This window comes from Streptomyces sp. NPDC007945 (assembly GCF_042958885.1).
Taxonomy (GTDB): Bacteria; Actinomycetota; Actinomycetes; order Streptomycetales; family Streptomycetaceae; genus Streptomyces.
Map to the genome: position 1 here is coordinate 610,010 of NZ_JBIBJV010000004.1, position 11,589 is coordinate 621,598.

Genomic DNA, 11,589 nt, shown 5'->3' on the forward strand with positions numbered 1-11,589 from the left:
ATGACCAACCCCTTCGACGACGCCGAGGGTGTCTTCCACGTCCTGGTCAACGACGAGAACCAGCACTCGTTGTGGCCCCACTTCGTCGAGATCCCCGAGGGCTGGCGGGCCGTGGTGCGCGAGCGCCCGCGCCAGGAGTGCCTGGACTACATCGAGGCGAACTGGACCGACATGCGCCCCCAGAGCCTCATCGACGCCATGGAGGCCCACGAGAAGACCGAGGGCGCGACCCGGTGACGTCCGGGCGCGGGCGGGCGGCCGGTCCACGGCCGCCCGCCCGCGCCCTCCGCGCCCGACCCCCGACCCGACCCCGGTCCCGGAGACCGCCGACGAACTGCGAGGAAGCCTGGATGCTGGCACGGATCAACGGGATCGACCTGGACCACGAACGCACCGGCAACGGGCCCCCCGTCCTCCTGATCATGGGGAGCGGCGCCGCCGGAACGGGCTGGCACCTGCACCAGGTGCCCGCGCTGGTCGCCGCCGGCTTCGAGGCCGTCACGTTCACCAACCGGGGCATCCACCCCAGCGGCGGCGGCGCCGGCTTCACCCTTCAGGACATGGCCGCCGACACCATCGGCCTGATCGAGCACCTCGGCCTGGGCCCGTGCGCGGTCGTGGGCACGTCCCTGGGGGCCAGGGTCGCGTGCGAGGTCGCCCGGATCCGCCCCGACCTGGTCTCCCGCTGCGTCCTGATCGCGCCACGGCCCCGCGCGGACCGGATGAGGGCCGCCGCGACCGCCGCCGAGATCGACCTCGCCGACAGCGGCGTCACCGTCCCGCCCCGCTACCGGGCGGTGGTGCGGGCCCTGCAGAACCTCTCGCCCCGGACGCTCGCCGACGACGAGCGGATCACCGACTGGCTCGACCTCTTCGAACTGGCGGGGACCGCGGGCCCCGGCGTCCGCACCCAGCGCGAGATCAGCACGGCCGACGACCACCGGGAGGACCTCGCCCGGATCACCGCCCCCTGCCGGGTGATCGCCTTCGCCGACGACCTCGTGGCACCGGCACACCTGGCCAAGGAGGTCGCCGACGCCCTGCCCCGAGCCGACTACCACGTGGTGCCCGACTGCGGCCACTACGGCTACCTCGAACAGCCCGACCGGGTCAACCGGCTCATCACCGAATTCCTCGACGCATGAAAGAGCCCTCCATGGAACCGACCACCTCCTGGCGGCCCGCCGTGATCAGTCCGGACAGCCACGCGCTGCCCGCCACCGCCGACGCCCTGGCCGACCTCCTCCAGGACTCGGCGCGCACCGACGAACTCCTCGCCGCACACAAGGTGCTGGTCCTGAGCGGCTTCGGAGTGGGCCCGCGGGAGCTGGAGAAGATCATGCCGCTCCTGCTCCCCGACCGCCTGCCGTACGTCTTCGGCAACTCCCCGCGCACCAAGGTCGGCCACAACGTGTACACCTCCACCGAGTACCCGGCGGAGTTCACCATCTCGATGCACAGCGAGATGTCGTACGCCGCGCAGTGGCCGGCCCGGCTGCTCTTCTACTGCGAGCGGGCGGCCGACAGCGGCGGCGCGACACCGGTGGTGGACAACGCCGCCTGGTACCGGGCCCTGGACCAGGACGTCCGCGACGCCTTCGCGGGCGGCCTGCGCTACACACAGAACCTCCACGGGGGACGCGGGCTCGGCAAGAGCTGGCAGGACACCTTCGAGACGGAGGACCGCTCGGAGGTCGAGGAGTACCTCTCCGGCACCGGGGCCACCTGGCAGTGGAACGCCCGCAACGGACTGCGCGTCAGCCACGTGCGGCCCGCGACGATCGAGCACCCCGCCACGGGCGAGCCGCTGTGGTTCAACCAGAGCGACCAGTGGCACCCCGCCACGCTCGGCGACGAGGCCGCCGCCGCACTGATGCAGATGCTGCCCCCGGAGGAACTGCCCCAGTCCGTCGCCTTCGCGGACGGCTCCCCGATACCGGCCGCGTACGCGCGCCAGGTCCGCGACCGCGGACTGGAGCACGCCGTGGACAACGACTGGCGGCCCGGCGACCTCATGCTCGTCGACAACGTCCAGGCGGCCCACGGCCGCAGGCCCTTCACCGGCGACCGCCGCATCCTCGTCGCCATGTCGGACCAGGGCGGCTCGCCCCGCCCCGGACAGCCGCCGCGGGCCCCGCGGGAGGGTGACCGATGACCATCGCCCTCACCGACGTGGAAGGACTCAACAAGCACGAGACCGAGTTCCTCTACGACGAGATCTTCACCCGCCGCGCCTATCTGCCCGAGGCCCTGCACCTGCCCGAGGCCCCGGTGGTCTTCGACGTCGGCGCCAACATCGGCATGTTCACCCTCTTCGTGCGCTCCGAGAGACCCGGCGCCACGGTCCACTCCTTCGAACCGGTCCCCCCGGTGTACGACATCCTGCGCCGCAACCGGGAGCGCCACGCGGTGGCGGGGCTCGTCCATCCCTACGGCCTCGCCGAGGCGGAACAGGAGGTCGAGTTCACCCACTATCCGGGCTACTCGACCATGTCCACCCTCAGCACCCTGGCGGACACCGAGGCCGAACGCGCCTTCGTCCGGGGGCAGGTGCGGACCGACCACCTGCCCGAGGCCGAGCGGATGCTGGACGAACTCCTCGCCTTCCGGTTCAGGGAGGAGAAGGTGACCTGCCGGCTCCGCCCCCTCTCGGCCGTCCTCGACGAACACCCCGTGGACCGGATCGACCTCCTGAAGATCGACGTCCAGCGCGGTGAGCGGGAGGTGCTGCGGGGCCTGGAGGACCGGCACTGGCCCCTGGTCCGCCAGATCGCCATGGAGGTGCACGACAGCCCCGGCAGCAGCACCGCAGGCCGGCTGGGCGCGGTGGCCGACGAACTGGAGCGGCGCGGGTTCCGCGTCCTCACCGAGCAGGAGGACCGGTACGCGGGCAGCGACCGCCACAGCGTGTTCGCCGTCGCGCGGCCGCGTCGCGGCTGAGCCCCCTCCCCGCCCGGCCGCCCACCGCAGATCCGAACCGAACGGTTCCCCACCCCGGAGAGACAGCATGGAACCCGAGAACACCTTCACCCTGTCCGAGGCCGAACGCGACGACGTGGCCGCCCTCGCCCTGGAGTTGACCCGCACCCGCCCGGGCCTCGTCGACGAGGGGGAGTGGCTCGACCGGTGCCGCGCCCTCTCCTGCCACCTGCCCGCCCGCCTCCAGGACCGCATCCGCGCCTTCCGCCACGACCCCGGCCCCACCGGCAGACTGCTCCTGCGCAACCTCCCCGCCGCCGACCGCGTACCGGCCACTCCGCGGGAGGCCGACTCCGTGGAGCGCACGGCGACGCTGAGCGCCTCCGTGCTGTGCGCCCTGTCCATGGAACTCGGCGAGGTCATCGCCTACCGCAACGAGAAGCAGGGCGCGCTCGTGCAGAACGTGGTGCCCGTGCCCGGCCGGGAGGGCCAGCAGTCCAACGCCGGCTCCGTCCCGCTGGAGATGCACACCGAGAACGCCTTCCACCCCCACCGCCCCGACTACGTCGGCCTGTTCTGCGTCCGCAGCGACCACGACCGGGCCGCGGGGCTGCGGGTCGCCTCCGTCCGCGCCGCGATGGACCACCTGGACGCCGGCACCCGCGAAACGCTGCGGCGACCCCTGTTCACCACCGAGCCGCCGCCCTCCTTCGGACGGCCGGACAGCGGCACCAAGCCGCACGCCGTGCTCACCGGTGACGCGGAGGACCCGGACATCCGCGTCGACTTCCACGCCACCCACACGAGCGACCCCTGGGGCAGGCAGGCCTTGGAGGCCCTCGCGGACGCCGTCCGCACCGTCTCCGAGGAACTGGTCCTGGACCCGGCCGACCTGGTGTACGTGGACAACCGGGTCGCGCTGCACGGGCGGACGGCCTTCGTCCCGCGCTACGACGGCCAGGACCGCTGGCTCCAGCGCACCTTCGTCCACCTGGACCACCGGCGGTCCCGCGCGGCGCGCGCCCATCACGGGCGCGTGCTGAGCTGATGGCGGTGGACCAGGTGATCCACGCCACCGGCCTGCACAAGCGCTTCGGCGCGGTCCAGGCCCTCGACGGCGTGGACCTGACGGTGGCGCGCGGGGAGATCATGGGCCTCCTGGGCCACAACGGGGCGGGCAAGACCACCCTCGTCAACGTCCTGTCCACCCTCACACCCCCCACCTCGGGCACCGCCTCGGTCGCCGGCTTCGACGTGGTCGGCCGCCCCGACGAGGTGCGCCGGCGCATCGGGGTCACCGGACAGTTCGCCGCGCTCGACGAGGAGCTCTCCGGCTACGACAACCTCGTCCTGGTGGCCCGGCTCTGCGGAGCCTCCAGGGCGCAGGCGGCCGGCCGGGCGGACGAGCTGCTGGAGGCGTTCGGCCTCCGTGCCGCCGCGCGACGCAGGGCGGGGTCGTATTCCGGCGGGATGCGCCGCCGGCTCGACCTGGCGCTGGGACTGGTCGGCCGACCCGACGTCCTGTTCCTGGACGAGCCGTCCGTGGGACTGGACCTGCCCAGCCGCCTCGGCCTGTGGGAGCGGGTGCAGGGGCTCGCGCGGGAGGGCACCGCGGTTCTGCTGACGACGCAGTACCTGGAGGAGGCCGACCGGCTCGCCGACCGGATCACCGTCCTGGGCGCGGGCCGGGTCCTGGTGTCGGGTACGGCGCCGGAGCTGAAGGCGCGGGCCGGCAGCGGTTCCATCTCGCTGCGCGTCGGACCGCAGGGCGACAGGACCGTGGCCGCCGAGGCCCTGCGCCGGGCCGGCTTCCCCTCGGACGGCGACGCAGGGCCCGGTGAACTGACCGTGCCGGCGGGGGATTCGGCGGATCTGGCCGTGGTGATCCGGGTGCTGGACGCCGTGGGACAGAACGTGACCGAGATCCGCTACGCGGAGCCCTCCCTGGACGACGTCTACCTCGCCTTCACCACGACGGCCCCCGATGGCCCCGCCCCGGCGACGGGCGGCCCCGCCCGCCCCGGCACCCCCGCTCCGGCGCGCACCGCCCACCGGATCACCCTCCCGGCGGCCGAACGGCGCACCGGCGACACCCCGGAGACCCCGTGAACGTACCTGGGACGATGGCGCCCTCGGCCGAGACCGCCGCGGAAGAGCGCGCCCCGCGCTGGAGACCGGCGGGCAGGGCCGCGCAACTGCGGGTCCTCACGGCACGCCAGATCCGCCTGGTCTACGCGGACCGCAGGGTGGTGCTGTTCAGCGTGGCGCAGCCCGTGGTGATGCTGCTGCTCATCAGTCAGGTCTTCGGCAGCCTCGCGGACCGCTCGATCCTGCCGCGCGGCGTGTCCTACATCGAGTTCCTGCTGCCCGCCCTCCTCGTCACCACCGGGATCGGCACCTCGCAGTCCGCGGGGGTCGGGCTGGTGCGGGACATGGAGGGCGGGATGGTACGCCGCTTCCGCGTCCTGCCGTTGTCGCTGCCGCTGGTGCTGGTGGCGCGTTCGATCGCCGATCTGACGCGCTCCGGTATGCAGCTGCTGGTCCTGGTCGTCGCGGGCCATCTGCTGTTCGGCTACCGGGCCGGGGGAGGGGTGGGAGGCCTGGTGGCGGCGCTGGCGCTGTCCACGGTGGTGATCTGGTCGTTGATCTGGATCTTCATCGCGCTGGCCGCGTGGCTGCGGAAGGTGGAGGTGCTCTCCAGCATCGGGTTCTTCGTCAACTTCCCGCTGATGTTCGCCTCCAGCGCGTTCGTGCCGGTCGACGTGCTGCCCGGCTGGCTGGCGGCCGTCGCCACCGTCAACCCGGTCAGTTACGCGGTGGAGGCGTCACGCGGCCTCGCCCTGGGAGGGCACGTCGGCGGCGAGGTGCCCGCGGCGCTGTGCGCGGCCCTGGGCCTGATGGCGGCGATGATGGTCCTCGCCGCACGCGCCGTCCGCCGGCCCCCCGACGAGTGACATGACGAAGCGCCGACGGATCCCACCCTCCCGGGCGCGCGGCGTCGGACGCCGCGGCGCGCGGTCAGGAGCTGCGGCGGCGGTGCTTGCGCCGCCACCACACGGTCGCGAGCGTGAGGGCGACCGCCACGCCCAGCAGGGTCCAAAGGATGGTGGAGAGCACGCTCTCGGCCTCGCGCAGGGAGGCGGAGACCAGCGTTCCCGCGGACACGTAGAGCGCCGACCACATCGCGGCACCGGCGAGGGAGGCGGGCAGGAAGCGGAGGTAGCGCACGGATCCGACCCCGGCGGTCGCGGGGGTGAGCGTGCGCACCACGGGCAGGAGCCGGGTCAGGAAGACGGCACTCGCCCCGTACCGGTGGCAGAGTTCCTGCGCGCGGTCCCAGTGGTGCTGCCCGATCCGGCGCACCAGGCGGGTCCCCCGCATGCGCTGCCCGTAGCGGATGCCGAGGAAGTAGCCGATGTGGTCGCCGGCCGAGCTGCTGATCGTGACCACGAGGAACAGGGCCAGCAGCGGGCGTGTCCCCTCCGTTCCGGCGCTCAGCGCCAGGACGGCGACCTCGCCCGGGACGACCATGCCGGCGCCGAGCCCGGACTCCGCGAACGCGAACGCGGAGGCCAGACCGAATCTGGCGACCGGGCTCATGTCCGACACCGCTGTCAGTACCTCGTTCACCCACGACATGGCAGCCCGATCCGCCTCTCCTCGCTCAGGGAGCCCTCCCGGCGGCGCCCCCGGGATTCGCGCGTCCTTCTTCCGAGAACTCACCGGAGGGAACGGGGAGACGACTTCCCGGAATCGCCGGGCGCATACCCGGACGGCCGGTATGGGCGGGGAGAAGGACGAAGGGACGCCAACCTACCAGGGACCGCCGGACGATTCCTTCCTCCCGACCGCGATCACCCCCTACGACGGACCCGCCGCCCGACGCGGCGACCGCCTTCCCCGGCCTCCGCGCCGACGGGGTATGGCGGACGCCCTTCCCGGAGGCGCGGAGAGGCGATTCACTGAACGGATCCGACGGGAAGAGGAATATCGGGGAATGTCGGTCTGAATCGAAATGCCTGAGGAAGCCCCTTCCCTTTCCCCGGAGTTCGACCACCGGACGGGACGACCGACACGGCCCGCACAAGGGTGCCGCACCCCGGCGTGAGCACTCTTGACGCGGGATCGGTGCCCTGAAAGGGTGCGACGGTGAAACTGCGGACCGGACTGGCCGAACCCCGGGGGCCCCGAACTCCGCCCGGCACGCACCCCGGTGCCGACCGGCGGAATAACGGGCCGCACATGAGTTGCGGAGGGTGAGAGCCCCGCACACGGAACGACCAGTCGTCCACGACGGGATCCATCGACTGACCGGATTGGTGGAAATGCAGGCGGATGCACCGGCGGGAACGGAAACCTACTTACCGTCCCTGACCCTCGAAGATTATCTGCGCGACACGGTTCCGGCCCACCCGGTCCTGAAATCGTCCGTGGACTTCGCCCGACCGGGCGCCGACAAAGCGCTCAGAACACTGGCCGCGACGACCACGGAATTCGATTCCGACGACACCGGACGCGGCGACTCCTACCGCAGGGCCCAGCAGGACTCCTCCGTCCGCTGGACGGGAATGCGACAACTGCTCGAACTGGCCGCTCCCTCCCGCGCCACGCACGACCCGGCCGCCCCCCGCACCGTCCTCGACGTCCTGGGCGGGGACGGAACCATCGCCCGCGCCGTCCACGAGAACGCCCCCGACCTGCGCGACCGCCTCCACATCCTCACCGGCGACCTCTCGGGGGACATGGTCGAACGGGCCCTCGCCCAGGGCCTGGCCGCCATCCGGCAGGCCGCGGACCACCTCTTCCTCGCCGACGGCACCATGGACGCGGCACTGCTCGCCTACGGAACCCACCACATCGCGCCGCACGAGAGGCTCGACGCCGTCACCGAGGCCCTGCGCGTCGTCAGGGACGGCGGCCACGTGGTCCTGCACGACTTCGACGACACCAGCCCCATGGCACGGTTCTTCACCGACATCGTCCACCCCCACACCACGGCCGGCCACGACTACCGCCACTTCTCCCGCGACCTCCTGACCGAACTCTTCGCCGAGGCGGGCACCCCCGCCCGGGTCGTCGACCTGTACGACCCCCTCGTCGTCCGCGGCGCCACGCCGGAAGAGGCACGCCGCCGGATGTGCGCGTACGTGGCCGACATGTACGGAGTGGGCGCGTTCTTCGCCACCCTGGGCGGAACCGACGCCCGCTGGCGACTCCTGGAGGAGTACTTCCAGCACGAGACGTACCTGGCGACCCTGCCCGGGACGACCGACTTCACACCGGCGCCGACCGTTCACCGCTCCGAGGACGGCTTCGTCGCCGAGGTGCCCCGCGCGGCCATCGTCGCCGTCGCCCACAAGCCGCCCACCTGACCCCCTCCGCCTCCGAAGCCCGCGACCGCCCGCCCCCGCCCCTCCCGCGACCGCGCCGGAGGGGCGGGGGCGGGCGGTCGCGGACCCCTGCCCGGCGGAAGGGCGGGGCCGGCGGTGTCCGGGAAGATCCCGGGGAGCGGGCGGCCGCGCGCTGCTACGGTCGGGCGCCATGAGCTGGCTTCCCGAAGACTTCGTCCACCCCGTCCTGGTACCGCTACCGGGCGGCGTCCATCACCTGCGGCCGATCCGCGAGGCGGACGCTCCGCTCGACCACCCGGCCGTGATGGGTTCCCGCGAGCGGCTCTGGAGCCTCTTCGGCCCGGCCTGGGGCTGGCCCGCGGCCACCCTGACCTACGAGGCGGACCGAGCGGACCTGGCGCGGCACGAGAAGGAGATCGCCGCCCACCAGTCCTTCAACTACGCGCTGTTCGACGCGGCGGAGACAGCCCTGCTCGGCTGCGTCTACATCGACCCGCCGGAGAGGACCGGCGCGGACGGCGAGATTTCCTGGTGGGTGGTGGACGAGCTGGTGGGCGGTGAGGTCGAGCAGGCCCTCGACGCGCTGGTGCCGCGGTGGATCGCCGCCGACTGGCCGTTCGAGCGGCCACGCTTCCTCGGCCGCGACATCTCCTGGTCGGACTGGCTCGCCCTGCCGGCGCACCCCGGCGCGTAGGCGCGTCGACGCCGGGCGGCGAACGGCCCCGGCCGCGGAGCCGTGGCATATTCACTCGCGGGTCCTGCGAGACTGTCCCGATGGACATCGCCCGCAGGAACAATGTCACGGTCACCGGCAACCCCCAGGGCCCCACCGTCGTGCTGGCCCACGGGTTCGGATGCGACCAGAACATGTGGCGGCTGACGGTCCCCGCCCTGGCCCGGGACCACCGGGTCGTGCTCTTCGACTACGTGGGATCCGGGCGCTCGGACCTGACCGCCTTCACCGAGGACCGGTACGGCACCCTCGACGGCTACGCCCGTGACGTCGTGGAGGTGTGCGAGGCGCTCGACCTGCGCGACGCGGTGTTCGTCGGGCATTCGGTCAGCGCCATGATCGGCGTCATGGCCGCCGAGGCGGCCCCCGAGCGGATCGGGGCACTCGTGATGGTCGCCCCTTCCCCCCGCTACATCGACGACGAGGGCTACCGCGGCGGCTTCAGCGCCGCGGACATCGACGAGCTCCTGGAGTCCCTGGAGGCGAACTACCTGGGCTGGTCGGCCGCGATGGCCCCGGTGATCATGGGCAACCCCGAGCGCCCCGAACTGGGGGAGGAGCTCACGAACAGCTTCTGCGCCACCGATCCCGACATGGCGCGGATCTTCGCCCGGGCCACCTTCCTCTCCGACTCCCGGGACGACCTGAAGAAGGTCGCCGTCCCCACCCTCGTGCTCGAATGCGACCAGGACGTCATCGCGCCCCGGGAGGTCGGCGCCTTCGTGCACCGGGCGATACCCGGCTCGCACCTCGTCACCCTGCGGGCGACCGGCCACTGCCCGCACCTGTCCGCACCAGAGGCCACCAACGAGGCGATCCAGGACTTCCTGGCCGGTCTGCGCTGATGTGCCGCGCCGCGCAGCCCGACCCGTACGACCCGGACGCCGGTACCACGTACGACCCCGCGTTCACCGCGCTCCTGGAGGACAGCGCCGAAGAGCTGTACGAGGCCGCCCCCTGCGGATACCTGTCCACCCTGATGGACGGCGTCATCGCGAAGATCAACAACACCTTGCTGGACTGGCTCGGGCTGCGGCGCGAGGCGGTGGTCGGCCGGATGCGGTTCACCGACCTGCTGACCGTCGGCGGCAAGCTGTACCACGAGACGCACTTCGCTCCGCTGCTGCGGATGCAGGGCGAGATCAGCGGCATCGCCCTGGAGATGAAGCCGGCCGGCGGGGGTCGGATCCCGGTGCTGATCTCCTCGATGGTCAAGCTGGGGACCACGGGTGAGCCCCTGCTGATCCGCACCACCGTCTTCGACGGCCGCGACCGGCGCGCCTACGAGGAGGAGCTGCTGCGCGGCAGGAAGGCGGCCGAGGAGGCGCGCCGCCAGGCCGAGGAGGCGCGCCGCCAGGCCGAGGAGGCGCGCCGGCAGGCCGAGGAGTCACGTCGGCAGGCCGAGGAGTCACGTCGGCAGGCCGAGGCGGCCCGCCAGGAGGCCGAGGCCGACCGGGCCAGGCTGCAGGACGCCCTCGCCGCCCTCCAGCGCTCGCTGGTGCCCGACGACCTGCCTCGGGTCCCGGGCGTGGAGACGGCGGCGTACTACCACACCGCCTCGCCGGACCGGCTCGGCGGCGACTTCTACGACGTCTTCCCCGTCGACGGCAAGCGCTTCGCCTTCTTCCTCGGTGACGTGTGCGGCAAGGGCCCCCAGGCCGCCGCGGTCACCTCGCTCACCCGCTACACCCTGCGCGCCGCCGCCCTGCACGACCCCGACCCCGTCTCCGCCCTCGGCACGCTCAACAAGGTCCTCCACGAGCGCTACGCCGTCGGCGGGGACCCGCGCTACTGCACCGCCATATTCGGCACCCTCGAACCCGACCCCACGACCGGGCAGGTCGTCGTCAGCCTCGCCTCGGGAGGCCACCCGCCGGCCCTGGTGCTGCGCGCCGACGGCACGGCCGAATACCTGCACACGCCCGGCGGCCTCCTGGTCGGCATCCTGCCGTCCGCCCCCTTCACCACCGCCACCACCACCCTCGCCCCCGGCGACACCCTCCTCCTCTACACCGACGGGCTCACCGAGGCCCGCACCGGCGCGGACCGCACCAGCCTCTTCGGGGACGAGGCGCTGCTCGCCTTCGCCACCGCACACGCCGGCCGTCCCCCCGAGGCCCTCGTCCACGCCCTCACCGGCCTCCTGGAGGACTTCGGCGCGGGCCTCGACGACGACACCGCGCTGCTCGCCCTCGGCACGCCCGCCGAGGGTCCCGCCCGCCCCTCCACGAGAAGCCCCGCATGAGCCCTCTGAAGATCACCGTCCGAGACGCCGCGACCGGTCCGGTCATGGAGATCGTCGGCGACCTGGACTACGCCCACGCACCCGAGCTGCGCCGAGAACTCGACGCCCTCGCCCTGCGGCCGGGCGAGCGACTCGTCCTGGACCTGTCCGGCATGACGTTCTGCGACTCCAGCGGAATCACCGCCATGATCGTGGCCCGCGGCCGGGCGGAGGCGTCGGGAGCCGGGTGCGCGCTCGCCGCCGTACCGGACTTCGCCCTGCGCGTACTGCGCATCGCCGGGCTGGACCAGATCTTCCCCCTGTACCCCGATGGGGCCTCCGCCACCGCCGCCGTGTAGGCA

Annotated in this window: 13 protein-coding genes; 12 read left to right on the plus strand and 1 reads right to left on the minus strand. The window is 72.8% G+C overall.

Annotation, left to right across the window (positions count from 1 at the left end; all coding sequences use genetic code 11):
- The 7 genes from ACFZCF_RS16680 to ACFZCF_RS16710 all read left to right on the plus strand — a co-directional run bounded on the left by ACFZCF_RS16680 (nt 1) and on the right by ACFZCF_RS16710 (nt 5,873).
- The gene (locus ACFZCF_RS16680; protein ID WP_388449400.1) at nt 1-237 is read left to right on the plus strand and encodes an MbtH family protein; all 237 of its coding nucleotides are present in this window, start codon (nt 1-3) and stop codon (nt 235-237) included.
- A gap of 113 nt (nt 238-350) precedes the next feature.
- On the plus strand, nt 351-1,145 hold the full coding sequence (locus ACFZCF_RS16685) for an alpha/beta fold hydrolase (protein WP_391287025.1): 795 nt from the start codon (nt 351-353) through the stop codon (nt 1,143-1,145).
- Nucleotides 1,146-1,156: 11 nt separating this feature from the next.
- Entirely contained in the window at nt 1,157-2,155 is a 999-nt protein-coding gene (locus ACFZCF_RS16690) for a TauD/TfdA family dioxygenase (protein WP_391287026.1), read from the plus strand.
- On the plus strand, nt 2,152-2,940 hold the full coding sequence (locus ACFZCF_RS16695; RefSeq protein WP_391287027.1) for an FkbM family methyltransferase: 789 nt from the start codon (nt 2,152-2,154) through the stop codon (nt 2,938-2,940). The genes ACFZCF_RS16690 and ACFZCF_RS16695 overlap by 4 nt, the downstream gene beginning before the upstream one ends.
- A 67-nt stretch (nt 2,941-3,007) precedes the next feature.
- Complete coding sequence (locus ACFZCF_RS16700) at nt 3,008-3,967, plus strand: TauD/TfdA family dioxygenase (RefSeq protein ID WP_391287028.1); 960 nt, start codon at nt 3,008-3,010, stop codon at nt 3,965-3,967.
- Entirely contained in the window at nt 3,967-5,028 is a 1,062-nt protein-coding gene (locus ACFZCF_RS16705) for an ATP-binding cassette domain-containing protein (RefSeq protein ID WP_391287029.1), read from the plus strand. Before ACFZCF_RS16700 ends, ACFZCF_RS16705 begins: the two co-directional genes overlap by 1 nt.
- Nucleotides 5,025-5,873: an ABC transporter permease gene (locus tag ACFZCF_RS16710; protein ID WP_391287030.1), complete on the plus strand. Its 849-nt coding sequence runs from the start codon at nt 5,025-5,027 to the stop codon at nt 5,871-5,873. Before ACFZCF_RS16705 ends, ACFZCF_RS16710 begins: the two co-directional genes overlap by 4 nt.
- A 64-nt stretch (nt 5,874-5,937) precedes the next feature.
- On the opposite strand, the gene ACFZCF_RS16715 is transcribed toward ACFZCF_RS16710, so the two are convergent.
- Nucleotides 5,938-6,558, minus strand: coding sequence for a VTT domain-containing protein (locus tag ACFZCF_RS16715; protein WP_391287031.1), 621 nt, complete (start codon nt 6,556-6,558; stop codon nt 5,938-5,940).
- Nucleotides 6,559-7,349: 791 nt separating this feature from the next.
- Between ACFZCF_RS16715 and ACFZCF_RS16720 the strand changes: the two genes are divergently transcribed.
- The 5 genes from ACFZCF_RS16720 (at nt 7,350) to ACFZCF_RS16740 (ending at nt 11,586) form a co-directional block, all read left to right on the plus strand.
- Nucleotides 7,350-8,291 carry a methyltransferase domain-containing protein gene (locus ACFZCF_RS16720; protein WP_391287032.1) on the plus strand — a complete coding sequence of 314 codons (942 nt, stop codon included), beginning with the start codon at nt 7,350-7,352 and terminating at the stop codon, nt 8,289-8,291.
- Between the two features lie 169 nt (nt 8,292-8,460).
- Entirely contained in the window at nt 8,461-8,964 is a 504-nt protein-coding gene (locus ACFZCF_RS16725) for a GNAT family N-acetyltransferase (RefSeq protein WP_391287033.1), read from the plus strand.
- Nucleotides 8,965-9,044: 80 nt separating this feature from the next.
- The gene (locus ACFZCF_RS16730; RefSeq protein ID WP_391287034.1) at nt 9,045-9,848 is read left to right on the plus strand and encodes an alpha/beta fold hydrolase; all 804 of its coding nucleotides are present in this window, start codon (nt 9,045-9,047) and stop codon (nt 9,846-9,848) included.
- Nucleotides 9,848-11,248 (plus strand): SpoIIE family protein phosphatase, encoded by a 1,401-nt coding sequence (locus ACFZCF_RS16735; RefSeq protein WP_391287035.1) that lies wholly within the window; start codon nt 9,848-9,850, stop codon nt 11,246-11,248. Before ACFZCF_RS16730 ends, ACFZCF_RS16735 begins: the two co-directional genes overlap by 1 nt.
- Nucleotides 11,245-11,586, plus strand: coding sequence for an anti-sigma factor antagonist (locus ACFZCF_RS16740; protein ID WP_391287036.1), 342 nt, complete (start codon nt 11,245-11,247; stop codon nt 11,584-11,586). The genes ACFZCF_RS16735 and ACFZCF_RS16740 overlap by 4 nt, the downstream gene beginning before the upstream one ends.
- Nucleotides 11,587-11,589: the final 3 nt, after the last annotated feature.